General features: G+C 66.9%; 22 protein-coding genes. 7 read left to right on the top strand and 15 right to left on the bottom strand.

What is annotated here, in order from left to right; translation table 11 throughout:
• From P8X75_03210 to gatC, 6 genes are all read right to left on the bottom strand, one after another.
• A partial coding sequence (locus P8X75_03210) for a PLP-dependent transferase (GenBank protein MEJ1994209.1) occupies positions 1 to 416 on the bottom strand: 416 nt, incomplete at its 3' end.
• A 100-nt stretch (positions 417 to 516) separates the two neighbouring features.
• On the bottom strand, positions 517 to 1,209 hold the full coding sequence (locus tag P8X75_03205; GenBank protein ID MEJ1994208.1) for a glutathione S-transferase N-terminal domain-containing protein: 693 nt from the start codon (positions 1,207 to 1,209) through the stop codon (positions 517 to 519).
• A 124-nt stretch (positions 1,210 to 1,333) separates the two neighbouring features.
• On the bottom strand, positions 1,334 to 2,221 hold the full coding sequence (locus tag P8X75_03200; protein MEJ1994207.1) for a DMT family transporter: 888 nt from the start codon (positions 2,219 to 2,221) through the stop codon (positions 1,334 to 1,336).
• A 4-nt stretch (positions 2,222 to 2,225) separates the two neighbouring features.
• The gene (gene gatB / locus P8X75_03195) at positions 2,226 to 3,683 is read right to left on the bottom strand and encodes an Asp-tRNA(Asn)/Glu-tRNA(Gln) amidotransferase subunit GatB (GenBank protein MEJ1994206.1); all 1,458 of its coding nucleotides are present in this window, start codon (positions 3,681 to 3,683) and stop codon (positions 2,226 to 2,228) included.
• A 13-nt stretch (positions 3,684 to 3,696) separates the two neighbouring features.
• Positions 3,697 to 5,169, bottom strand: coding sequence for an Asp-tRNA(Asn)/Glu-tRNA(Gln) amidotransferase subunit GatA (gatA, locus tag P8X75_03190; protein ID MEJ1994205.1), 1,473 nt, complete (start codon positions 5,167 to 5,169; stop codon positions 3,697 to 3,699).
• Positions 5,170 to 5,178: 9 nt separating this feature from the next.
• The gene (gene gatC, locus P8X75_03185) at positions 5,179 to 5,466 is read right to left on the bottom strand and encodes an Asp-tRNA(Asn)/Glu-tRNA(Gln) amidotransferase subunit GatC (protein MEJ1994204.1); all 288 of its coding nucleotides are present in this window, start codon (positions 5,464 to 5,466) and stop codon (positions 5,179 to 5,181) included.
• Between the two features lie 155 nt (positions 5,467 to 5,621).
• Between gatC and ruvX the strand changes: the two genes are divergently transcribed.
• Both ruvX and P8X75_03175 read left to right on the top strand, forming a co-directional pair.
• Positions 5,622 to 6,107, top strand: a complete 486-nt coding sequence (ruvX, locus tag P8X75_03180; protein MEJ1994203.1) for a Holliday junction resolvase RuvX — start codon at positions 5,622 to 5,624, stop codon at positions 6,105 to 6,107.
• A gap of 150 nt (positions 6,108 to 6,257) precedes the next feature.
• A complete protein-coding gene (locus P8X75_03175; protein MEJ1994202.1) occupies positions 6,258 to 7,601 on the top strand; it encodes a dicarboxylate/amino acid:cation symporter in 1,344 nt (447 codons plus the stop codon).
• 1 nt (position 7,602) lies between these two features.
• Here the strand turns inward: P8X75_03175 and P8X75_03170 are convergent, their stop codons facing one another.
• Entirely contained in the window at positions 7,603 to 8,460 is an 858-nt protein-coding gene (locus tag P8X75_03170) for a c-type cytochrome (GenBank protein ID MEJ1994201.1), read from the bottom strand.
• Between the two features lie 122 nt (positions 8,461 to 8,582).
• On the opposite strand from P8X75_03170, the gene P8X75_03165 reads away from it, so the two are divergent.
• Positions 8,583 to 9,428, top strand: coding sequence for a pirin family protein (locus tag P8X75_03165; protein ID MEJ1994200.1), 846 nt, complete (start codon positions 8,583 to 8,585; stop codon positions 9,426 to 9,428).
• Positions 9,429 to 9,553: 125 nt separating this feature from the next.
• Here P8X75_03165 and P8X75_03160 read toward each other — a convergent pair whose 3' ends face one another.
• Positions 9,554 to 11,221, bottom strand: coding sequence for a peptide ABC transporter substrate-binding protein (locus P8X75_03160; protein MEJ1994199.1), 1,668 nt, complete (start codon positions 11,219 to 11,221; stop codon positions 9,554 to 9,556).
• Between the two features lie 5 nt (positions 11,222 to 11,226).
• On the bottom strand, positions 11,227 to 11,904 hold the full coding sequence (locus P8X75_03155; GenBank protein MEJ1994198.1) for an orotate phosphoribosyltransferase: 678 nt from the start codon (positions 11,902 to 11,904) through the stop codon (positions 11,227 to 11,229).
• A gap of 162 nt (positions 11,905 to 12,066) precedes the next feature.
• Between P8X75_03155 and thiM the strand changes: the two genes are divergently transcribed.
• The 3 genes from thiM (at position 12,067) to P8X75_03140 (ending at position 14,194) form a co-directional block, all read left to right on the top strand.
• Positions 12,067 to 12,900, top strand: coding sequence for a hydroxyethylthiazole kinase (thiM, locus tag P8X75_03150; protein MEJ1994197.1), 834 nt, complete (start codon positions 12,067 to 12,069; stop codon positions 12,898 to 12,900).
• Positions 12,897 to 13,562, top strand: a complete 666-nt coding sequence (thiE, locus tag P8X75_03145; GenBank protein MEJ1994196.1) for a thiamine phosphate synthase — start codon at positions 12,897 to 12,899, stop codon at positions 13,560 to 13,562. The genes thiM and thiE overlap by 4 nt, the downstream gene beginning before the upstream one ends.
• A 134-nt stretch (positions 13,563 to 13,696) precedes the next feature.
• Positions 13,697 to 14,194, top strand: a complete 498-nt coding sequence (locus P8X75_03140) for a ricin-type beta-trefoil lectin domain protein (protein MEJ1994195.1) — start codon at positions 13,697 to 13,699, stop codon at positions 14,192 to 14,194.
• A 70-nt stretch (positions 14,195 to 14,264) separates the two neighbouring features.
• Here P8X75_03140 and P8X75_03135 read toward each other — a convergent pair whose 3' ends face one another.
• Entirely contained in the window at positions 14,265 to 16,763 is a 2,499-nt protein-coding gene (locus P8X75_03135; protein ID MEJ1994194.1) for a cation:proton antiporter, read from the bottom strand.
• Between the two features lie 60 nt (positions 16,764 to 16,823).
• Positions 16,824 to 17,924: a patatin-like phospholipase family protein gene (locus P8X75_03130; GenBank protein ID MEJ1994193.1), complete on the bottom strand. Its 1,101-nt coding sequence runs from the start codon at positions 17,922 to 17,924 to the stop codon at positions 16,824 to 16,826.
• A 110-nt stretch (positions 17,925 to 18,034) separates the two neighbouring features.
• Between P8X75_03130 and P8X75_03125 the strand changes: the two genes are divergently transcribed.
• On the top strand, positions 18,035 to 18,826 hold the full coding sequence (locus P8X75_03125) for an enoyl-CoA hydratase-related protein (protein MEJ1994192.1): 792 nt from the start codon (positions 18,035 to 18,037) through the stop codon (positions 18,824 to 18,826).
• Positions 18,827 to 18,919: 93 nt separating this feature from the next.
• Here P8X75_03125 and rpmG read toward each other — a convergent pair whose 3' ends face one another.
• The 4 genes from rpmG to rnr form a co-directional block, all read right to left on the bottom strand.
• Complete coding sequence (rpmG, locus tag P8X75_03120) at positions 18,920 to 19,087, bottom strand: 50S ribosomal protein L33 (protein ID MEJ1994191.1); 168 nt, start codon at positions 19,085 to 19,087, stop codon at positions 18,920 to 18,922.
• A 121-nt stretch (positions 19,088 to 19,208) separates the two neighbouring features.
• Positions 19,209 to 19,766: an NUDIX hydrolase gene (locus P8X75_03115; protein MEJ1994190.1), complete on the bottom strand. Its 558-nt coding sequence runs from the start codon at positions 19,764 to 19,766 to the stop codon at positions 19,209 to 19,211.
• Between the two features lie 13 nt (positions 19,767 to 19,779).
• Positions 19,780 to 21,399 (bottom strand): S41 family peptidase, encoded by a 1,620-nt coding sequence (locus P8X75_03110; GenBank protein ID MEJ1994189.1) that lies wholly within the window; start codon positions 21,397 to 21,399, stop codon positions 19,780 to 19,782.
• A 141-nt stretch (positions 21,400 to 21,540) separates the two neighbouring features.
• Entirely contained in the window at positions 21,541 to 23,922 is a 2,382-nt protein-coding gene (gene rnr / locus P8X75_03105; protein ID MEJ1994188.1) for a ribonuclease R, read from the bottom strand.
• Positions 23,923 to 23,947 lie beyond the last annotated feature (25 nt).

Here is a 23,947-nt window from a genome sequence, read left to right as displayed (position 1 = left end):
TTCAGCCCCTCGACCTCCGCGTTCGGATCGAAGAAATCGATGGACAGGTCCAGCCTCTTCCCGGCCTCCAGGAACCAGGAACGCAGCGCCCAGTACATCACCGAGGGACAGGCCAGACGGTCGCCGGGCTTTAGGCTCTGGATCACCGCCGTCGCCGCCGCCATGCCCGAGGAAAAGAGCAAGGCGTCCTCCCCACCTTCCAGCCGCGCCAGGATCGCCTCGGCCTCCTGGCCCGTGGCCATGTGGTCGCGGATATAGGAACGGCCCTGCGGCTCGCTGCCATCGGGACGGCGCTTGAAGGTCGTGGAGGGCTGCAAGGGCGTGATCAGCGCGCCGCTCTCCTCATCGGCGCCATGAAGCGCCTGGACGATCAGGGACTCGAGCGAGGGCTCGGGCGGGTTCGATGGCTTGCTCATGGACGCTCCGGGAGCGGTTGGCGAAAAACGAAAGGGGCCGGGTCCGCGTTCGGACCCAGCCCCTTCTAGGCTGTTCGTGAAGGCTTGTGAAGCCGCAGGCTCAGCGCCGCTGGTATTGCGTTGCGCCGAAAAGCTGCTCGCGCGCCTTGGCGTCGAAGCCTTCTTTGCGGCGGTCGGCCAGGACTTCCACGCCCCGTTGCACGGCGGGACGCTCGCCGATCTGCGCATGCCAGCGCTGATAGTTTGGATAGTCGGCCGCCTCGACGCCCTGGCGCTGCGGGTTGCGCACCCAGGGCCAGATGGCCATGTCGGCGATCGTGTAGTCCTCGCCCGCGATATAGGGGCTCTCACCCAACCGCTTGTCGATGACGGCGTAGAGACGGTTCGCCTCGCCCGCGTAGCGCTTCTTGGCGTAGGGCAGGTCTTCGGTCGCGTACTGCAGGAAGTGGTGGGCCTGACCCAGCATCGGGCCGACGCCGCCCATCTGGAACATCAGCCACTGAAGGGTGGCGTAGCGAGCGCGCGGCTCCTCCGGCAGAAACTTCCCGGTCTTCTCCGCGAGGTAGATCAGGATGGCGCCGGATTCGAAGAGGCTGATGGGCTCGCCATCCGGTCCCTCCCGGTCGACGATCGCGGGCATCTTGTTGTTCGGGCTGATCTTGAGGAACTCCGGGTCGAACTGGTCGCCCGCGCCGATGTCGATGGCGTGGACCTGATAGTCCAGACCCGTTTCCTCCAGCATGATGTGGACCTTGTGCCCGTTGGGCGTCGGCCAGGTGTAGAGATCGATCATGGCGCTTCCTGTCTCTCCGGCGGAGCGGCTGTTATTGGAATGACCGGTCCAAATTCATCTGGGTGTTCAAACCGGTCATCGCCAGACCCGAGCCGGAAAAAGCGCCTGTCCGCCCGATCACAAATCAGCGAGCCACCTTCGCGCGGCGGCCGAGGGCGACCGTGGCCACCACCAAGAGGGCGAAGACCAGCGTCTCCCAGGTAATGCGCTCGCCCAGCAGCATCCAGGCGAAGAAGAGCGTCAGGAAGGTCTGGAGCAGCTGCACCTGCCCGACCTTGCCGATGCCGCCCAGCGCGAGGCCCCGGTACCAGAAGAAGAAGCCCAGGAACTGGCTGAAGATCGCGACGTAGGCGAAGGAGAGCCAGGCCTCGCCCGGCGCCTCCGGCAGGCGCCAGCCCTGCTGCATGCCGACCAGCGGGACCACCAGCGGCTGGGCCAGCAGCAGGGCCCAGGAGATGGTCTGCCAGCCGCCCAGCGACTTCGAGACCTGCGCGCCCAGCGCGTAGCCGACGGCCGCCGCCGCGACCGCCCCCAGCAGCGCCAGGTCCGCCCAGGCGATGCCGCCCGCCCCCTCCCACAGCGAGAAGACGACGACCAGCGCCGAGCCGAGGACCGCCCAGAGCCAGAAGGCGCGCGAGGGCCGCTCGCCCGCGAAGACAGCGCCCGCCAGGGCGGTCGCCAGCGGCAGAACGCCCAGGACCACGCCGCCATGCGCCGAGTCCACGGTCTGGAGCGCCCAGGCGCTGAGGTAGGGAAAGCCGATCACGACGCCCAGCGAAATGGCCACGAGTTGGAGCCATTGCCGCCCGCGCGGCAGCGGTTGGCGGAAGACCAGCAGCATCCCCCCGGCCAGCAGACTGGCCAGCGTCGTGCGCCCCAAACCGATGAAAAGCGGGTCTAGCCAAGCCACGGCATGCCGCGTCGCCGGCAGCGTCACGCTGAAGATCAGCACGCCCAGGAAGCCGAGCAGGAAGCCGAGCGCCTCCCGGCTGGGGGGCTGCCCGGCGGACAAGGGACTAGAGCCCCAGCTTCTGGCGCAGGATCTGGTTGACCATGCCGGGGTTGGCCTTGCCCTGCGTGGCCTTCATGACCTGGCCCACGAACCAGCCGACGACCTTCTGGTTGCCGTCCTTGATCTGCTGGACCTGTTCCGGGTTGCCCGCGATCAGCTCCTCGACGATGCCTTCCAGCGCGCCGGTGTCGCTGATCTGCTTCAGGCCCTTCTCCTCGACGATGGCGGCGGCCTCCTTGCCGCTCTCCCACATCTCCTCGAAGACCTCCTTGGCGATGCGGCCGGAGATGGTGTTGTCGCTGATCAGGTCCAGGAGGCCGCCGAGCTTGGCGGCGTCCACCGGGGCGTTGGCGAGCGTCGCGCCGCTGGTGCGGTTCAGCGCGCCGAAGAACTCGCCCATGACCCAGTTGGCCGCCAGCTTCGGATCGCGGCCGTCGGCCACCTGCTCAAAGAAGGCCGCCGTCGCCTGGTCGGCCACAAGCACACCTGAATCGTAAGCAGAAAGCCCGAAATCACTGATAAAGCGCGCTTTCTTCTCATCGGGCAATTCAGGCAGGCTGGCCGCGATCTCGTCCACCCAGGCCTGCTCCAGCTCCAGCGGCAACAGGTCGGGATCGGGGAAATAGCGGTAGTCGTGCGCGTGCTCCTTGGAGCGCATGGAACGCGTGACGCCCTTGGCGCTGTCGAAGAGGCGGGTCTCCTGCACGATCTCCCCGCCGTCCTCGATCACCTCGATCTGGCGGCGCGCCTCGTAGTCGATGGCCTGCTGGACGAAGCGGATGGAGTTGACGTTCTTGATCTCGCAGCGCGTGCCCAACTCGCCGCCCGGCTTGCGGACCGAGACGTTCACATCGCAGCGCATGGAGCCTTCCTCCATGTTGCCGTCGCAGGTGCCGAGGTAGCGCAGGATGGAGCGCAGCTTGCGCAGATAGGCCCCGGCCTCCTCGCCCGAGCGCATGTCCGGCTTGGAGACGATCTCCATCAGCGCCACGCCGGACCGGTTCAGGTCCACGTAGGTCTTCTTGGGATGCTGGTCGTGCATGGACTTGCCGGCGTCCTGCTCCATGTGCAGCCGCTCGATCCCGACCTCCTTGGTGGAGCCGTCGGGCAGGTCGAGGTAGACGATCCCCTCGCCCACGATGGGGTGCAGGTACTGCGAGATCTGATAGCCCTGCGGCAGGTCCGCGTAGAAGTAGTTCTTGCGCTCGAAGACCGAGGTCAGGTTGATCTGCGCCTTGAGGCCCAGGCCGGTCTTGACGGCCTGCTCCACGCAGTAGCGGTTGAGGACCGGCAGCATGCCCGGCATGGCCGCGTCCACGACGGAGACCTGCGCGTTGGGCGCGGACCCGAAGGTGGTCGAGGCGCCGGAGAAGAGCTTCGATTCGGAGATGATCTGCGCATGGACCTCCAGGCCCAGCACGATCTCCCACTCGCCGGTGCGTCCTTCCAGGAGTTCAGCCATCGTCCCGCCTCCCTTACGCCAGGAAGGCCGGCTGGGCGTCGAAACCCGCGGCCTCCTCGATCACGCCGCCGACCTTGAAGAGCGTCTCTTCGTCGAAGGCCTTGCCGATCAACTGAAGCCCCAGCGGCAGCCCCTCCTTGGAGAGACCCGCCGGGATCGAGATGCCGGGCAGGCCCGCGAGGTTCGTCGGCACGGTGAAGACGTCGTTCAGGTACATGGCGATGGGGTCGTCCTGCTTGTCGCCCACGCCGAAGGCCGCCGAGGGCGCGGTCGGCGTCAGGATGGCGTCGACGCCCTCGAAGGCCTGCTGGAAGTCGCGCAGGATCAGCGTGCGGACCTGACGCGCCTTGTTGTAGTAGGCGTCGTAGTAACCGGCGGAGAGCACGTAGGTGCCGATCAGCACGCGGCGCTTCACTTCCGCGCCGAAACCCGCGCCGCGCGTCGCCTCGTACATCTCGTCAAGGCTGCCGCCCTCCTCGACCCGAAGGCCGTAGCGCACGCCGTCATAGCGCGCGAGGTTGGAGGAAGCCTCAGCCGGCGCGACGATGTAATAGGCCGGCAGCGCGTACTTCGTGTGCGGCAGGGAGATGTCCACGATCTCCGCGCCCGCCGCCTTCAGCCAGTCGATGCCCTGCTGCCAGAGGCCGTCGATCTCCTCCGGCATGCCATCGACCCGGTATTCCTTGGGTACGCCGATCTTGAGGCCGCGCACGTCGCCGGTGATGGCCGCCTCGTAGTCCGGCACCTCCCGGTCGACGGAGGTGGAGTCCTTGGGGTCGTAACTGGCCATGGCCCGCAGCATGATCGCGGAATCGCGCACCGTGCGGGTCATGGGGCCCGCCTGATCCAGCGAGGAGGCGAAGGCCACGATGCCCCAGCGCGAGCAGCGCCCGTAGGTCGGCTTGATCCCGACGATGCCGGTGAAGGAGGCCGGCTGGCGGATCGAGCCGCCGGTATCCGTCCCGGTCGCCGCCAGTGCCAGACGCGCGGCCACCGCCGCCGCCGAACCGCCGGAAGAGCCGCCGGGCACCAGGGGCTTGTCCAGGTCCGGCGACCAGGGGTTCTTCACCGGCCCGTAGTAGCTGGTGATGTTGGAGGAGCCCATGGCGAACTCGTCCAGGTTCAGCTTGCCCAGCATCACCGCGCCCTCTTTCCAGAGGTTCGCGGTCACGGTCGACTCGTAGACCGGCTGGAAGCCGTCGAGGATGTGCGAGCCCGCGGTGGTCAGCGTGCCTTCCGTGCAGAACAGGTCCTTGACCGCGATGGGCAGCCCTTCCATCACGCCCGTCTCGCCCTTGGCGCGGCGGGCGTCGGAGGCCTCGGCCATCTCAAGGGCCTTTTCCGGGGTCTCGGTCACGAAGGCGTTGAGCACGCGGCCCTTATCCAGCGCGGCGACATGCGCCTCGGTGAGCTCCTTGGAGGAAACCTCGCCCTTGGCCAGCAGGTCGCGGGCCTCGGCGAGCGTCAGGCGGTTCAGTTCAGTCATGGCGCGCCCCTACTCCACCACCTTGGGAACGGCGAAGAAGTTCTCCGCCGCCTCGGGCGCGTTGGCCACGATCTTGTCGGGGTAGCCGCCGTCGGTGACCTTGTCCTCGCGCAGCGGCGGCTTGGTCTCGACCACTGAGGTCATGGGCGGCACGCCGTCGGTGTCGATCTCGCCCAGTTGCTCGACGAAGCCCAGAATCTGGCTGAGCTCTCCGGCGAGCGCTTCCTTCTCCTCATCGGCCACGCGGATGCGCGCCAGGCGCGCGATCTTCGTGACGGTGTCCTTGTCGACCGCCATGCTTCTAATTCCTGGTTTCCAGTTTGGCCGCCCCAAGGGGGCGCAACTTTCGACTGTTCGCGCGGGAAACTAGCACCCGCCCCCAAGGCCCGCAAGACGGCGCGCGGCCTCTTGCCCGCCCTTGCCTTTCGCGGCCTCGCAGCGCATTAAGAGGCATGGCCGCGAGCATCACCGAGATCGCCGAGATTCCCGCCCTGCTGGGCCCGCGCGAGCGGGTGCTGGGGCTGGACTTCGGCGACAAGACCATCGGTCTCGCCCTCTCCGATTCAGCGCTGACCCTGGCCTCTCCCCTGGAGACCATCCAGCGCCGCAAGTTCATGGCCGACGCGGAAGCGCTCAAGGCCGTGATCGCGGACCGCAAGGTGGGCGCGCTGGTCCTGGGGCTGCCGGTCAACATGGACGGCAGCGAAGGCAAGCGCTGCCAGCAGACCCGCGGCTTCGCCGAGAACCTCCAGAAGGAGGCGGGCGTGACTATCCCGCTGGCGCTGTGGGACGAGCGTCTCTCGACCTCCGCGGTGGAGCGCTTCCTGATCGACGAGGCCGACATGACCCGCAAGCGCCGCGGCGAGGTCGTGGACAAGATGGCCGCCGCCTACATCCTCCAGGGCGCCCTCGACGCCATGCGGCGCACGCTCGGCTGAGGCACAGCTGTTCGGCCCGCCACCGCTTCGGCGCCGGCTTCATCCTATTGCCTTCGCGGGCGCTGCGGTTTGATCCAGCGCAAGGCCTCCAGGCGCACGCCGTAATAGGAGTCCCTCTCGATTCAGGAGAATGAGAAGGGGAGCGGTCGAGTGAATCCGGGCGCAGCACCGCAGGAGATCAACCTTACCCATCAACGCTATAAGCTGCGCGCCTGGATCCGCACGCGGCTTTGGGCGCAGGTGATGCTCGGCATGGCCCTGGGCGTCCTTGTCGGCTTTCTGTTGGGGCCGGGCGTGGGTCTGCTGGAGCCGCGCACCGCCGAGATTCTGGGGCAGTGGATGGCCCTGCCCGGTCAGGTCTTCCTGGGCCTGATCGCCATGGTGCTGGTGCCGCTGGTCTTCACCTCCATCATCGGCGGCCTCACCGGTTCCGCCTCCGGCGCGGACCTGAAGTCCATCGGCTTGCGCCTTGCCAGCTTCATCCTTGCGACCACCTTCGCCGCCGCTTGGATCGGCGTGCTGCTGGCCCGCTGGCTGACGCCCGGGGCCCAGCTCGCGGGCAGCCTTCAATCCCGCGCCGTCACCCCTTCCCCGGCTGGCGAGGGGCTGCCCTTCGATGCGGCGCGCGCGCCGGAGATCATCGCCAAGATCCTGCCGACCAATCCGACCGCCTCGATCGTGCAGGGCGACATGCTGGCCGTGGTTGTCCTGGCGATCCTCGTAGGCGTGGCCGCGACCCAGGTGGACCGGGCCAAGGTCGCGCCCTTCCTGGCCTTCCTCGACGCCCTGCTCTCCATCGCCATGACCATCGTCAAATGGGCCATGTTCCTGGCGCCCCTGGCGGTCTTTGGCCTGATGGCCCAACTGGTCATGCAACTGGGGCTCGACACCCTTATCGGCATGTCGCGCTATGTCGGCACGGTGCTGCTCGGCCTGACCGTGCTGCTGGGGCTCTACCTGCTGCTGGTCGCGGTTCTGGGCGGCATGAGCCCGCGGCGCTTTCTCGAAACGTCAGGCAGCACGCTGCTGCTGGCCTTTTCGACCTCCAGCTCCTCGGCGATCATGCCGATGACGATCCAGACCGCGCGGCGTCTCGGCGTGCCGGAAGCCACGGCCAATCTCGTGGTGCCGCTGGGCGCCACCATGAACATGGCGGGCACGGCGCTCTACCAGACGATCGCGATCCTTTTCCTGGCCCAGATATCGGGCGTCGACTTGACCTTGGGGGAAACGGGGTTGATCGCCACGACCCTGGTCGCCTCTTCCATCGGCGCGCCGGGCACTCCCGGCGTTTCCATCGCGATCCTGATCAGTGTCGCAGGCGGCTTCGGGATTCCGACCGCCGGCATGGTGATCATTCTGGGCGTCGACAGGCTTCTCGACATGAGCCGCACGGTGGTCAACGTGACCGGCGACCTCGTCGCCAGCCTGCTGCTGCGCAAGGCGGCCGAAGGTAAAGCCGCCGGCGAGCCCGGTGTGGCCCAGTCCCTCTAGATCAAAGCGGTGGCAAGCTGCGGAGGTAGGCGACGATGGCGTCCATGTCGCTTTCCCGGATCCCGGCGTAGTAGTGGACGCCCATGGGCGGCAGAAGGCGGCTGCCGTCCGGGCGCACGCCGGTCCGCACCACGGCCTTGATCTGCTCATCGCTCCAATCCGCCAGACCCGTGGGCGTGATGTTGGCGGAGACGGATTCTCCCCAGGGCCCGGGGAAGGTGAAGCCCCCAGCGCCGGTCTGGTGCTCCCAGTCCGGTCCGTGTTCGCCCGGCGGGGAGTGACACTCGATGCAGTGCCCGACCGGCCCCGCCAGATAGGCGCCATAGGCGACCGGGTCCGCGGGATCGACCGACGCCACCGCGCCCACCGGCGGGCCATAGCTGGGCGGCAGCGGGATATCGTACCGGGAGGCAGGCACCTCGTTCTCGATGGCGGGAACACTGCGCAGGTAGGCGACCAGGGCCTTCGCGTCCTCGTCGGAGATGCCGCGGTAGAGATGGATCGGCATGGGCGGGCCGATCAGGCTGCCGTCCGGCCGGATGCCCTCGCGGATCGCCCTGATCAGCTCTTCCTCGGACCAGGAACCGACGCCGGTCTTCACATCGGGCGTGATGTTCGGGACGTAGGCGGTGAACTGGCCCGGAAAGGCGATCTCCATGCCGCCCGCCAGCGCCATGCCGGGCAAGGGTCCCTCCGGCGTCTGCTGTGTATGGCAGTTGCCGCAAGCAGCGATGGTCTCCATCAGGTACTGACCCCGCTCCAGGGCCGTTTCGGCCTGCGCCTTGGGCGAGAAGGCCAAGGTGGCGAGCAAAGCGCCGCTCAGAAGGCGGAGGGTGAAGGATGTGAGGTCGGCAGGCATCTATTAGCACTCCCTTATTGGCCACCTCAGATTATCCGAGCCGCCCGGTCCCGCACCATTGATCTTTTCTCATGCGACCCGATCTTCAGTAGGTGAAATCCGCATGGCTGGAGAAGAAACCCATGAGTGAGCGCCGCCTGATCGCCATAGCCCAAGGAACCCCCGCCAGCGACGGGGCGGGCGTCAAACTGCTGCGCGTGATCGGCACGCAGGAGCTCGACCACATCGACCCCTTCCTGCTGCTGGACGAGTTCCGCAATGAGGACTCCAAGGACTATGTGGCGGGCTTTCCCGACCATCCGCACCGCGGGTTCGAGACCGTCACCTACATGATGCAGGGGCGCATGCGCCATAAGGACTCGGTCGGCAATTCCGGCTTGCTGACCGACGGCGCGCTGCAGTGGATGACGGCGGGCCGGGGCATCATTCACAGCGAAATGCCCGAGCAGACCGACGGGCTCATCTGGGGCTATCAGCTTTGGGTGAACCTGCCGGCCCGGGACAAGATGACCGCGCCGCGCTACCAGGACATCCCGCCCGAAGCGATCCCGGTGACGGAAGCCGGGGGCGCTGCGGTCAAGGTTCTCGCGGGCGAATGGAACGGCGTCAAAGGGGCCGCCGACACGCTCTGGCCCATCGAGTACCTGGACGTCACGCTGGAGCCCGGCGCCGAGTTCGCCAAGGAGGTGCCGGAGGGCCACAGCCTCCTCGCCTTCGTCTACCGGGGGGCGCTGCTGGCCGAAAGCGAAGAGGGCGAGCATGAGATCGCCCAGCGCCACCTGGGCGTCTTCACGCGCGAAGGCGCGGGCCTGACGCTGAAGGCGGGCAACGAGGGCGCGGGCTTCCTGCTCTTGAGCGGCCAGCCGATCGGCGAGCCGGTGGCGCGCATGGGGCCCTTCGTGATGAACAGCCGCGAAGAGCTGATGCAGGCCGTGCAGGACTATCAGGCCGGGCGTCTGGCGACCTGATCCTTTAGAACGACCCCAGCCTTATCTCTGGAACGTCGTCGCCTTTGGCCAGAGCCTCCGTCCCCTTTTTTTGCGGACGGCGGGGCTGTCCTCGCCGGTCAAGAGACGGCAGGCTTTCAGGCCCCCTACTCCTCCCAGGTCCAGTCCTCGATCCGCTGGGTGGTGGTGGCCCGGTGTCCGGTGGGCTCCACCCCCTTCAACTGCTTTGGCAGAATGTAGCTCGACGCGCGCCAGTAGAGCGGGATGGCCGGCAGGTCCTCGGCGTAGAGGTGCTGGAGCTCCGACCAAAGCTGCTTGCGCTTCTCGCGGTCCAGCTCACGCTCGATGGCGTCGATCAGGCGATCCATCTCGGGGTTGGCGTAGCCGGTGTAGTTCTGGCCGCTCCAGGCGTTCTCCTCGCTCGGGACCTGATCGCTGCGCAAGGTGGTGAGCGGAACCGCCTCGGGCGCCGAAAGCCAGGCGAAGAGCGCGAGCGCGCCATAGTCGCGCTTGGTCACGGTCTCCCCGAAGAAGACGCGCGGCGGCTCGTTGCGGATTTCAACCTCGATGCCGATCTGCTTCCAGCCCGCCTGAAGCACCTGCTGCACCAACTCGCGCGTGCGGTTGCCCGCCGTGGTCATGAGACGCAGGCGCAGGGGCTCGCCCGCTGCGTTGTGCCGGATCCCGCCCTTCATCTCGCTCCAGCCCGCCTCGTCCAGAAGCGCCGCGGCCGCGTTCGGGTCGTAGGCGTAGACCGGCACGGTCTCGTCATAGACCCAGTCGAGCGGGGAGACGTTGGAATGGGCCACCGGCTGCCGCCCGCCGAAGAGCTGCTCGGACAGCGCCTGCCGGTCGGCGGAGAGGATCAGGGCCTCGCGCACCCGCTTGTCGGCGAGGATCGGGTTATCCAGCAGCACGTCCAGGTGCTCATAGATCAGACCCGGCTTGAAGATCACGTTGAAGCGGTCGCCGTGCCGTTCCTCGAAGGCGATGGCCTGATCGATGGAAAGGCCGAGGTCGCCGTCGATGAGGTCGACCTCTCCGGACAGCAGATTGGCCTCCAGCGCCGAGGTGTTCTCGATGGTGCGCAGGATCACCCGCTCGAACGCGGGCTCCCTGCCGCGCCACTCCGGGTTGCGGACCAGGGATATCTGGGAGCCGGGCACCACCTCGGAGATCACATAAGGGCCGAAGAAGAGCCCTGGATTGGTGCTGTCCGTCTCATAGGCCGAACGGTTGCGGTAGTCGATCGGGGAGGCTTCGAAGATCGGCCGCTCGATGTGCGCGGGCAAGGGATAGAAGCTGTTCGCGACGTTGTACTGGTAGGTGACGCGGTCGACGTGGACCACAAAGCGCTTATCGTCCAGCGCGTCGATGGCCAGAATGCGCCGGAAGCCCTCCGCTCCAGCCGCCCCCGACTCGGGATGACGCCCGACCTCCCAGGAAAAGACGAAATCCTCGGTCGTCACCGGAACGCCGTCGCCCCAGAAGAGGTCCGGTTTGATCTCGTAGGTGATGGCGACACCTTCCCCGCCGCCATCCAGAGGCTCGATCACCGCCTTGCCGTTCTCCAGGGTCGGCAGTTCGGTGCAAACCTCGCAGCGCAGTTCCCACTGGGCGTCATGGTTGGTGAGCGGCCGGGTGCCCATGACGATGGTGTAGGTCTTCGCCAGCATGGAATCGATCAGGGGATGCAGGTTCGAGGGGAACTGCGAAATGCCGATGCGCAGGTCGCGCGCTTCGGCCGCGTTGGCACCGATGGCGAGCAGAATGACCGCAAGCGCGGCTCTCAGCAGGTTCCGGTGAAAGGCCATGGGTCCTATGCGTCCTTCTCTTCTCCGCCGTGCTGGCGCGACCAGCCCTCGGGATCAGAGAGGAAGGTCCGCACGGAGTTTATGCCCTCCTGAGAGAGATAGTCCTGTTCCTCTGCCACCGCCAGTGCATCCCACCAGGTACAGAGCGCATGCAGAGAAACCCCCGCATCCGTGAGCTTCTTGAGGCCATCCGGGAAGATGCCGTAGTGGAAGACGACGGCGGTGTGCGCGCAGACGGCGCCCGCTGCGCGCAAAGCGTCCACGAAAGCCAGCTTCGAGCCGCCGTCGGTCGCCAGGTCCTCGATCAGCAACACCCGGTCGCCGTCCTTGAAGTCGCCCTCGATCTGGGCGTTTCGGCCAAAGCCCTTGGCCTTCTTGCGGACGTAGAGCATCGGCAGCCCCATGCGCTCGGCGATCCAGGCCGCGAAGGGAATGCCGGCGGTCTCGCCGCCGGCCACGGCGTCGAAGCACTCGAAGCCGGCTTCGTCCTGGATCCGCTCGACCAGCATGTCCATCAGGCGGGCGCGGGCGCGGGGATAGGAGATGATCTTGCGGCAGTCCACGTAGACCGGGCTCTTGCGCCCGGAGGTGAAGGTAAAGGGCTCCTGCGGGCGGAACAGCACAGCCTCGATCTCCATTAGCACGCGTGCGGTCGTGCGGGCCGTGGGGTGGATGTGCTTCATGAAAACGCGCCCTTTCCTCTTTCGCCTGCCGTTCGGGACGGCCGGTCCGCCGCACCCGATGGTCGCCAATCAATATCGACTCGCAGCCCTGCCCGCAACGCCTGAACAGCCTTCTTGAAGGACACTTTACAAGACAAGAGGCGAGCGCCACTCTCACGAGCTATGAGCGACCAGGAAGAAATCCTCGAATCCACGGACCGCCAGGCCGGCGAAGCGGTCTGGCGCACCCTGTCCCATCTGCGGGCCGGGCGGCCCCTGGTTCACTGCATCACCAACTATGTCGCCATGGACATCAACGCCAACGCGCTGCTGGCCGTGGGCGCCTCCCCGGTCATGGCCCACGCCGCCGAGGAGGTCGAGGAGATCGCCGGGGTTGCAGGCGCTCTCGTGATCAACATCGGCACGCTCGACAAGGTCTGGGTCGAGTCCATGCTGGCCGCCGCCAAGGCGGCGGTGGAAGCGGGCGTTCCCTGGGTTCTCGACCCCGTGGGGGTCAACGCGACGCCCTACCGCCTGGAGGTCGCAAAACGCCTGACCCGCCTGCAGCCGACGGTGATCCGCGGCAACGCCTCGGAGATAGCGGCACTGGGGGCGAGCAGCGCGGCAGGCGGCCAGGGCGTGGACAGCACCCTTGAATCCTTCGACGCGCTGGATGCCGCCCAGACATTGGCGCGCAAGAGCGGCGCGGTGGTCGCGGTCACCGGCGCCGTCGATTACGTCACCAACGGACACGATCTGGTGGCGGTCGCCAACGGGCATGAGTTCATGGCCCGGGTCACGGCCATCGGCTGCACCCTCTCCGCCCTGGTCGGCGCCTGCCTGGCGGTCTCGGACGATCCCCTGGAAGCGACCGTCCATGGGCTGGTGATCATGGGGATCGCGGGCGAGATGGCGGCCGAGCGCTCGCAAGGACCGGGCAGCTTCCGCACCGCGCTGATCGACGCGCTCTACCGCATGGAAGAGAGCCAGGTCGAAGAAGCCGCGCGCATCGGATGACCGGACCCAAGACCATCTTCGACCCACGCCTCTATCTGGTGATCGGCGAAGCCGACTGCGCCGGGCGTCCCTTGGGCGAGGTGCTACGGGCAGCGGTGGAAGGCGGCGTCACGCTGGTTCAGTTGCGCGAGAAGTCCCTGCCTCATGCCGACTTCCTGCGCCGCGCGCGGGAGGTGCGCGCCCTGCTCGCGCCCAGCGGCGTGCCCCTGATCATCAACGACAATCTCGATGTGGCCCTGGAAGCCGAAGCCGATGGACTCCACCTCGGCCAGGACGACATCAGCCCCGCCAAGGCCCGCGCGAACCTGGGCCCCGAGGCGATCCTGGGCCTTTCGGTCGGCAGTCTCGGCGAATTGGCGGCGAGCGACCTTTCGCCCTGCGACTACGTGGGGATCGGCCCGGTCTACGCAACCGGCACCAAGAGCGATGCGGGCGACGCCATCGGCCCGGCCGGATTGAAGCAAGTCGCGGACGAAGTCCGTGCAAGCGCCGGACTGCCCTGCGTGGCCATCGGCGGCATCCAGCAGGAACGCCTGACTGAACTCACCGGATGCGGCGCCGCGGGTGTCGCCGTGGTCTCCGCGATTGCGGGGGCGCCCGACCCGCGCCAGGCGGCACGGTCACTGCGTCAGGCCATCGCAAAAGCAGGACTGCGGCCCTGACCCCTGAGGGCAGAAATCACGGCTTAGCTATTTGTCGCATTAAGTAGAAAGATTCTTTTCTTTCGGGTAGGCTTTCGCTCCAAAGGGGACGAATTGACGTCTTTGATTTGGAGAGGGGAAGAAGAACCATGGGCATGATTACCAAACTGGGCGGCTTGGCGCTGGCGGCGCTGCTGCTGTCCTTCAGCGGAGAGGCCGGCGCAATCGAGCTGCGTCCCGACGGCGCGTACTGCCTCACATCCAAGCCAATCGTCGGCGGGCATCCGTCGCTTGAGCGGGTCTCGGCCCACTCCTGCGCTTACACGGAGGAAGAGTCGCTGGACGTCGGCCAGCAGTGGAGCTTCTCCGGCGGCAAGATCCGCAACGCCAACGGCAACTGCCTCCAGGAAGTCGACGCCATCGGCGGCGGCTACAAGCTGGTCGTCGACATGTGCGATGCCTACCGGGGCCAGGAGTTCAGGGTCGAAGGCGCGCGCATCGTCACCAACAGCGGCAACTGCGTGACCTTCAAGGGCCGTAGCGGCACAAGGGGCAATGTCTTCATAGACAGCTGCGGTGCCGGCGGCAGCCAGGTTCTGAACCTCGGCGATTTCCCCATGGGCGGCGAAGGCCAGATCGTGGGCTATCCCTAAGCCGTAAACCGCTAACGGGTAACCGAAAAAGCGCGCCGGTCTGAAACCGGCGCGCTTTTCTTTTGAGCGCTCACTTCTTGGCGGCCTTTTCCCGGGCGTAGGCGCGGCGGCTTTCCGCCACCTCCTCCATGCGCCGGCGCAGATCCGGCCACTCGCGGCAAAAGACTTCAAAGTCGCCCGCCGAGAGGAACAGGAGATGCGAATAGCTGATCGACCGCAGGTCGGCGCTGCGCGGCGCGTCGTCCAGCAGGGCCATCTCCCCGAAGAAGTCCCCGCGCCCGAGGCGCAGCGCCTCGCCTTCCAGACGCACCTCCACCGCACCGCTCGCGATGAAGTACATGCCATCGCCAGGGTCGCCGCGCCGGAACACGAAGGCGCCCACGGCGAAGACGCGGGTCCTCAGCTTGCGGGCAATCTTGGAGCGCTGCGCCTCCGTCAGGCCGGCAAAGACCGGGAAGGCTTCCAGCAGTTCCGGGGTGGTGGCCTTCAGGTCCACGGGCGGCAGCGGGCCCGAGCGCACGTGGACCGCCACCGCCTCCGTCACCAGTGTGCGAGACAGGTCCTCGCTGATGATGCCGGAGTCACGCAGCTGTTGGATCTGCTCCATCTCCTCGCGGAAGGCGTAGCGCTCCAGAACCTTGAAGTCCAAGTCGCGTGCGAAGCGCGGGTACTGAAGGCGAAGTGCCTCCAGATGCCGCTCCACCTCCGAGAGACGCAGCTCCAGGATCTCGATCAGAATCTCGGCCAGCCGCTCGCCGACCAGATTGGCCAGACGGAACTCCAGGAAGACCGTCAGCTCGCGCAGGATGATCCGGTTCAGCAGCAGATACTGGAAACGCTGGGCGAGGTGCGACGCCAAGGGCCGTTGCAGGTTCAGGCGGTAGTGCATCCAGCTCAGCAAGCGGAACCAACGGCTGTGCCGATGTGGGCGCCGGGCCGCGCGCAGGTATCCGAGGCGGCCGTCTTCCCGGGCGGCGTCGATCATGCCCTCCACGGCGAGCTGGTAGCGGTCCACGAGGCTGTGGGGCAGGCCGCCGCTGAAGCGCTGCTCCATCAGAAGCGCCTTTTCCTGATTTGCAAGCGCGATGATGCCGACCACCAAGCGCTCCTTGTCGGAGACCCCCTCGGTGAAGGAGGTGTCCTCGGCGACCTTCTTCAGGCGGTTGCTATAGGGCTGCACCGCCTGATCCACCAGGTCTTCATCCAACTCATAGCGCCCGGCGAAACTGCGGAGAGAGGAGCGCACCGCGGTCAGGGAGGAGGTCAGGACCTGGGAGCGGAAGGCCCGTTCGACCGGCGGCAACTGATCCAGCCCGAGCCAGCGCATCAAGGGGCTGAGTGTCGTGCCTTGAACCAGCAGGGTGAAAAGCACGAAACCGGTCGCCTGAATGGCGATGAAGCGCTGGATCTCGGGATCGACAAAGATGTTCTCGGTCACGGCCAGGGCCAGCGCCAGCGTGACGGAACCCCGGAGGCCGCCCCAGATGATCACCGACTTGGTCGCCGGCCCCACCTCACGGGTCAAGCGCGCAAGAGCCAGCAGCGGAAAGACCGCGAAGAGCACGAAGGCCCGCGCCGCCAGGGCCGCCATGACGGCGACAAGCAGATAGAGCAGGTCGGTGACCTCGAAGTCGGCGAGAAGCCTCGGCACCAGGAGCGCGGCCAGCACGAAGACCAGGGAGGTGGCCCAGAAAGCGAGCTGGTCGAGCGTCAACTGGAAGAACTGGAAGGTCTCTGGCTGAAAGCGCGAGCGGGCGACGGCGCTCAAGACCAGCCCGCTGGTGACCACCGCAACGACGCCCGAAACCTCCAGGTAGTCGTTGCAGATCACGTAGACCGCATAGGGAAGAGCGACCGCGATGGTAAGCTGCGCCGCCCGATAGGACCGCAGAGCGGCCAAGCCATTGGCGGCCAATAGGCCCGCCACCATGCCTGCCGCGGCGCCGCCCGCCAGACCCCAGAGCAGATCGGCGGCGATCAGGGGCACGTCCGGCTCCTGCCCCGTCACGATGACCGCGAGAAGCGCGCTGAAGACGGCGATCGCGGTGGCATCGTTCAGCAGGCTCTCCCCCTCGACCAGCCGCGTCAGCCGGGCGGGCGCGCCCAGGTCCCTGAAAAGCGCGATGACCGCGCTGGGATCCGTCGTGGCGACGATGGCGCCCAGCAGGAGGCAGACGACCAGCGGCATGGGCGCCACCAGATAGAGCGCGCCCCCGATGGACAGAAAGGTTATGAGCACGGCGAGAACCGCCAGCAGGATCACCGGCGCGATGTCCTGGGCCAGGCGGCGCACGTCGATCGTGATGGCCCCCTGGAACAGCAGCAGCGGCAGCAGGACCGTCAGGAAGGTGGCGGAGGATACCGGTATCTCAATCAGCTTCCCGGCAAGTTGCTTGATGCCGCCGGACTCGCCGCCATGGGATATCCAAAGCGCCAGCGACCCGATCAAGACCCCGACCATGGCCAGCAGCACGGTGAAGGGCAGACCGCTGCGCCGGGCCAGCGGCTGGATGCACGCCACCACCATCAGCAAAAGCGCAATGATCAGAACAATCTCGGCGACGCTCACCTGGGCCGGCCCTTCCTCGAAACTGCAGAATGCTGACCTGCCACTTTAGCGGGCCGCGCCCTAGAGATACATCTCCTCGACATCCACGGTGTCGCGCTCGCCAAGCGCGGCGAAGTGCTCCTCCAGCCAGGCGTCGGTCCGCTGGCGGCCCAGTTCGAAAAGGTGGTGCAGGAAATGCCAGTCGGCGTTCAGCTTCGAGGAGACGCCCAGGTTCTGCATGATGTCCTCGGCATGGATCACATGCATGTACATGCGGCGCAAGCGCCCGGCGTCATCGTATCCCTTGTCCACCAGTTCGCTGACGAAGTGGATGGCGCGCATCTCTCTCATCAGACCGGCGTTGAAGGTGATGGTGTTCAGCCGGTCGATGATCGCCTGGGCCGAGGTCGGGGTCTCCTCGATGTTGATGGGGTTGATCTGGACCAGCAGGACGTCCGGCGAGCCGCCCGAATAGATCAGCGGATAGATCGCCGGGTTGCCCATGAAGCCGCCATCCCAATAGGTCTCCCCCTCGACCTCGACGGCGCGGTGCAGGTAGGGCAGGCAGGCGGAGGCGAGGATCGCCTCCAGCGACATGTCCTCCAGCTCGAAGATCTTGATCCGCCCGCGCTTCACGTTGGTGGCGCTGACGAAGAGCTTCATGGCCGAACAGCGGCGCACGGCTTCAAAGTCGACTTCCGCGTCCAGCACGCTGCGCAGCGGATTGATGTCCAGGGTGTTGAACTCGTAGGGGCTCCAAAGGCGGCTCAGCATGTCCAGGATGCGGTAGCCCGGCGCGAAGTCCATGTTGCCCAGCCCCATCATGCGGTCGAGCGGCGAGGGTTGCAGCGGTGACAGCACCGAAAGCAGCGAGATCTGCTTCCAGACGCTGGCGAGGGTCTCGCGCGCCTTCTCCCGCCCGCCGATCGCCAGGCCCGAGGCCATGGCGACACCGTTGACCGCACCGGCGCTGGTGCCGGAAACAGCGTCGATGGCGATGCGGTCGTCTTCCAGCAGGCGGTCCAGCACCCCCCAGGTGAACGCGCCGTGCGCGCCGCCCCCCTGGAGCGCCAGGTTGAGCCGCTTGACGCCCTTGCCGCTCGGCCAGATGCCGGTTTCGCAGGCGGCGGCGTCTTCGTTCGAGGCAGCGCTCTCCCACTCCCCGCTCAAGGTCTTGTCCATGAAAAATCCTGTCCTTAATCGCTTTGTCGTCCCGGGCTCATTTTCCTATCATGCAGGCCCAGAGCAAGCCTTTTGCTGCATTGCAACAAAGAAAGTGGAGTCGGGCGGCGATGAATGACCTGGAATCCCCCATCCTTCTGAGCGAACGCAAGGACGCGGCCGCCTATCTGACCCTCAACCGGCCGGAGCGCCTGAACGCCATGTCGCTCGCGCTCTGGCAGGCGCTGGGCGCGGGAATCGGCGCGCTTGCGGGCGAGGAAGATCTGCGCTGTCTGGTGCTGCGCGGCGCGGGCGGCAAGGCATTCGGCGCCGGTGCGGACATATCGGAGTTTCCGGAAAAGCGGGCCAGCGCTGCGGACGCCGAAGCCTATGCGGAGGCGATCGAGCCGACCTTGCAGGCGCTCGCCGCCTTTCCAGCACCCAGTCTGGCGGCGATCCAGGGCGTGGCCGCGGGCGGCGGGCTGGAACTGGCGCTGCTCTGCGATCTGCGCATCGCGAACGAGTCGGCGCGCTTCGGCATTCCCATCAACAAGATCGGCCACTGCCTGCCCTACCCCGCCATGGTCGCCCTGGTCGAGTTGGTCGGGCGCTCGGCGGCGCTGGAAATCCTGTTGGAGGGACGCGTCTTCGGCGCGGAGGAGGCGCTGCGCATGGGGCTGGTCAACCGCGTGGTCGCGGACAGCGACTTCGAGGAGGAGATCGCCGCCGCCGTGGCCCGCATCGTGTCGGGCGCGCCCCTGGCCGCCCGGCAGCACAAGCAGATGGCGAGACGCGCCCTGGAGCCACGACCGCTCAGCGCCGAGGAACTGGCCTCCGCCTATGCGCTCTGCGATTCGCAAGACTACCGCGAAGGCGTCAGCGCCTTTCTGGAGAAGCGCAAACCCGTCTTCGAGGGGCGCTGAGGGTTCTTTTGCGCCGCCAACAAGAAAAAACCGCCTGGGCGGACCAGGCGGCTCTATTCGTCGCTCCTCCGGCCGAAGCGGCCGGACAGCGCCTTACTTCATCTTGGATTCCTTGAAGACGACGTGCTTGCGCGCGACCGGGTCGTACTTCTTGAACTCGAACTTCTCGGTCGAGTTACGGGTGTTCTTCTTCTTCACGTAGAAGTACCCGGTGTCGGCGGTGCTCACCATCTTGATGAGCTGGGTCTGTGGCTTGGCCATGATCTCTATCCTTCCCGATTGCGCGGGGGCCCTGCTTTTGCGGGCTGTCAGTAATCCGAGGCCGGGAATGTACTCGCTGTCCCGCCTTTGTCAACGCCCGAAACGCTTTACGGCGCGCTTTTCAGCCCAGCGAGCGGGCATCGGTCACCAACTGGAAGGGATGCTCGGGATTCTCCAGGAAGGCGAGCGCCTCGCGCAGCACCCGGGCCGTGATGTTCGCAACCGGCAGGTCCGACAGCCGGTCCACCGCCAGCCAGCCGACATCCTCCAGTTCGCCGTCGCCGCTGGGCGATCCCTCGAGGCGCGGTTCCAGCAACAGGAAGAAGCGCGTATCGAAGCGCCGCGGGTTGCCCGGCGGCGTGATGGCGCGCGCAAGCGGGTGCAGATGGCCCTGCTGCGCGCTCGGGACGCGAAAGCCGGTCTCCTCCTCCAGTTCGCGCAGAGCCGCCGCGCGCAACCTGGGAAGAAGCGCCAGGGTCGCCTCGTCGATGCCCGGCGGCAGGGGGCGGCCAGGGGCGGCCTCGCTCGGCTGTTCGCCGCTGTCCACGCGCCCGCCGGGAAAGACGTAGTAGCCCGGCATGAAAACCATCGCCTGGCTGCGCCTGCCCAGCAGGACTTCCGGCGCCCTCAAGCCCTCATGGCGCAGCAGAACCAGTCCGGCGGCGTCACGCGGCGTCATGATCTTGGAATGCTCAGTTGAGGGAGCTGGTGGTCAGGGGCTCCGCGCCGCGCCCGGCGAGATTGCCGCTGGTGCGCCCCAACGCCTCGGCGTAGAGGCCGGGATTCTCGATCAGCAGCAGCGCCGCTTCGAGATCCAATTCGGCCTCCTCATCGGTCACGGGGCAGCGCGCCCGGATCGTCTCCGCGTCCTCTTCGGAGATCGGCGGCTGATCGACGCTTTCGGCGATATTGAGCCGCACCTTGTGGATCGGCGTCGCCAGTTCACGCCGAAGGTCGGCCATGGTGACCTCGCCGCTGGTGCAGAGGTCGGGCTGCACCCCGCGATGCGCCAGCGCATAGCCCGAAGGGGCGTGGAAGCGCGCCCAGGTGATGGTCATCTCGCCGCCGTTGTTGAGCCGGAACACCGTCTGCACCGAGCCCTTGCCGTAGGAGTTGCTGCCGATCACCACGGCCCGGCGCCCGTCCTGAAGCGCGGCGGCGACAATCTCGGAGGCGGAGGCCGAACCGCCATTGATCAGGATGACAAGCGGAAGCCCCTCGGCGATGTCGCCGTCATTGCCCTCGAAGTACTGGTGGCTGTTCGGGTGGCGGCCATGGGTGGAGACGATGCGGGTATCGCCCAGGAAGAGGTCGCTGACCGAGACCGACTGGTCCAGCAGCCCGCCGGGATTGCCGCGCAGGTCGAGCACGATCCCGCTGAGGTTCGAGCCGATCTGCTGCTTGGCCAGGCGGATCTTCTTTTCCAGGGAGCGCGTCGTGGACTGGTTGAAGCCCGACACCCGGATGTAGGCCGCGTTGCCTTCGCGCTTGTAGCTGACGGTTTGCGGCACGACATGGCCGCGCGTCACCGTGATCGGAAAGGGCGATTGGGAACCGCGCAGGACGGTCACCACCACCTCGCTGCCGACCGGCCCGCGCAGGCGGTCCACCACCTCGCGCTGATCCATCGGCAACACGTCCTGCCCTTCGATCAGGGTTATGACGTCGCCGTCCTTCATGCCGGCCCGCTCAGCCGGGGTTTCTTCCATCACCTGAAGGACTTCGACGCCCTTCTCCATCAGACGGATGCGCACGCCGATGCCGCCGAAGCCCTCGCGGGATGCCTGGTTGTCGCGCGCCTCGTCGCGGCTGGCGTAGCGGGAGAACTGGTCGAGCTCACTCACCATGCCGTCGAAGACCGCTTCGTAGATGTCTTCCGAACTGGCCGTCTGCAGCGCTTCCGAGTGGCTGCGCCCGTTGTCCACGGCGCTGGCCGTCAGGTAGGCCCACCCCCGGATATCGTCCCCTGCCGGCACCTCAAAGAGCCCGGTTTCCTGCTGATCGACCAGAAGCGCGACCTGACGGCCCCGCAGCTCGGCGCTCAGGCGCTTGTCGAGACTGGAGAGATTGTTGAGCGCGGCGAGAGACAGCTCGTCCATCTCGACCTGGTCGATGTAGATCTCTTCGATATCCTGCAAGCCGGCGCTGAAAAGCCGCGTCGCCGCGGCCTGGTCGTAGACGTCGTAGTGCTCCGGGTTTTCGACCGCGCAGGCGGTCGCCAGAAGAGCGAAAGCGGGCACGGCTATGGCGGGCATGGCGGCGCGCCAGGTCTGCTGCCAAGCTTGGCCCCAGGACTGCCGCAGAACGCTCATCGATACCCCTTTGCCGCTTTCATACTCACGTCGCCCGTTCAGGCCCCAAACAGGAGTAGACGGGAAATGCTTTACACAAGGTGAAACTCTAATGCGGCTTTGGGCGGGCGTGCCAGAGAAAAAATGTGATTTCCTCGTGAATTAGCGGCCTTTTTTGCCAGTTGGCTTCTTGCCATGCCCGACCTTGCCCTTGACCTTCGTCCGGCCCCGGCCTTTCCCGCGCCCTGCGGGACGGCCACCACCCGGTCGGCCCCCACCGGGACGCCCCCCACCGGGACCACCTCCTGCCGAGGGTTTGGCGCGGCGCGGGCCGCCCAGCGGTTCGCGGGCCTCCCCCGGCGCCTGCGGTTCGGGCTCCCTGGCTTCGCCCTCCAGCAGCTCCATGACGATGCCGCCGGAAACCGGGTTCACTTCCAGCAGGCGAACCGCAACGTCCTCGCCCAGGCGGAAGCGCCGTCCCCACCTGCGGCCGATCAGCGCGTGCTGCTCTTCCACATGGTCGTAGAAATCGCTTGGCAGGCTTGAGATGGGAACGAGACCGTCGGCCCCGCTCTCGCTCAAGGTGATGAAGAGCCCGAAGCGGGTAACGCCGTTGATGCGGCCCGGGAAGATGTCGCCCACCCGCTCCGCCAGGAAGGCAGCCGTGAAGCGGTCGACGGACTGACGCTCGGCGGCGGCGGCGCGGCGCTCAGTGCCGGAGATATGTTCACCGATCGCTTCGAAGCGCTGTTCCTGATCGGCGCCGAGGCCGTCGTCACCCAGCTTCAGCCCACGGATCAGCGCGCGATGCACCAGCAGGTCCGAATAGCGGCGGATCGGCGAGGTGAAGTGGGCGTAGCGTGGCAGTGCGAGCCCGAAGTGCCCCAGGTTCTGACCGCTGTAATAGGCCTGGCTCTGACAGCGCAGAACTAAGTCGTTGACCATCTGGTCGTAGGGCGTCTGCCCGGCCTGTTGCAGCACGCGCTCGAAGGTCTTGGGGCGGATCACCTGCCCCTTGGCGAGGTGCAGGTCGATGGAGTCCAGGAACTGGCGCAGCGCTTCGACCTTCGCGGGGTCCGGGCTTTCATGCACCCGGTACATGCAGGGTTGCTTGCGCTCCTCCAAGGTGACGGCAGCGGCCACGTTGGCGGTGATCATGAACTCCTCGATCAGGCGGTGACTGTCCAGCCGCTCGCGACGGGCGATGGCCTTCACGCGCCCCGCATCGTCGAGGATCACCTTGCGTTCCGGGATGTCGAGGTCGAGCGTGCCACGCGCCTGCCGCGCCTTCAAAAGCGCGCCGAACGCCCCGTAGAGCGGCTTCAGGATCGGCTCCAAGAGCGGCCCGGTCGTCTCGTCGGGACGCCCGTCCATGGCCTCTTGAACCTGCTCGTAGGTCAGGCGCGCGGCCGAGCGCATGATGGCGCGCAGGAAGCGGTGCTTCACTGGCGTTCCTTCGGCGTCGATCCAGATTTCGCAGACCAGGCAGCCGCGCTCCTCCTTCGGGCGCAGGGAACACCAGCCGTTGGAAAGCGCCTCCGGCAGCATGGGCACCACGCGGTCGGGGAAGTAGACCGAGTTGCCGCGCTCCTCCGCCGTTTTGTCCAGGACGCCGCCGCTTTTCACGTAGTGCGCCACATCGGCGATGGCGATCAGCAGATGCCAGCCGCCCGGGTTCTTCGGGTTGTCGTCGGCCTCCGCCCAGACTGCGTCGTCGAAGTCGCGCGCGTCCGCGCCGTCGATGGTGACCAGCGGCACCTTGCGGAGGTCGGTCCGGCCCTCGGGCGACACCGCCTCGGCGGCTTCGGCCTCCTGCACGGCGGCTTCTGGGAAATCGACCGGTATCTCGTGTTCGTGGATGGCGATCATGCTGACGGCGTTGGGGCCGGTGGCGTCGCCGATCCGCTCGATGACGCGAACCTCCTGGGCGCCCATGGGCTTGCCGCGCTTCTTGATCTGGCAGAGCACCAGCTCGCCCTTCTGCGCGCCGCCCGCGTCGTCGGGGCGCAGGATATAGTCCCCCTTGGCCCGGCGGTCGGTCGGGTGCAGGCGCCCGCCCTCCATGCTCGGGTCGTAGATGCCGAGGATCTGTTCAATCCGTTCCTTGCCGATGACCCGGATGATGCGGGCTTCGTAGACGCCCTCCTCCAACCGCGTGAGACGCGCCAGCGCCCGCTCGCCCCGGTCCAGGGAGGCCGGGCGGCGCTTGTCGGGCACGACGAAGATCTTCGGCGCCGCGCCCTCGCCCTGCCAACGGTGGGGTGCTGCGAGCTGCTCGCCGTCTGGATCGGTGCCGGTCGCCACGATCACGGTGATCTCGGGCAGCCCATCGGCGGCGGTCAGACGCTTGCCGCCGTCCCGGGCGAGCGCGCCTTCCTCGCGCAGCTCGCGGATCAGCGCTTTCAGCTGCTGGCGGTCCTCGCCCTTGATCTTGAAGGCGCGCGCGACCTCGCGCTTGCCCACGGGCGTGGGGCTTTCAACGATGAAGCGGCGCACCTCTTCCTTCGAGGGGAAGCGGGCGCCGCCTTGAGGCTTCTTTGCCACGATACTTTCGGCTTTCCAAAAAACG

Source organism: Limibacillus sp. (assembly GCA_037379885.1).
GTDB lineage: Bacteria > Pseudomonadota > Alphaproteobacteria > Kiloniellales > CECT-8803 > JARRJC01.
This window is presented reverse-complemented; position numbering and strand designations above follow the sequence as displayed.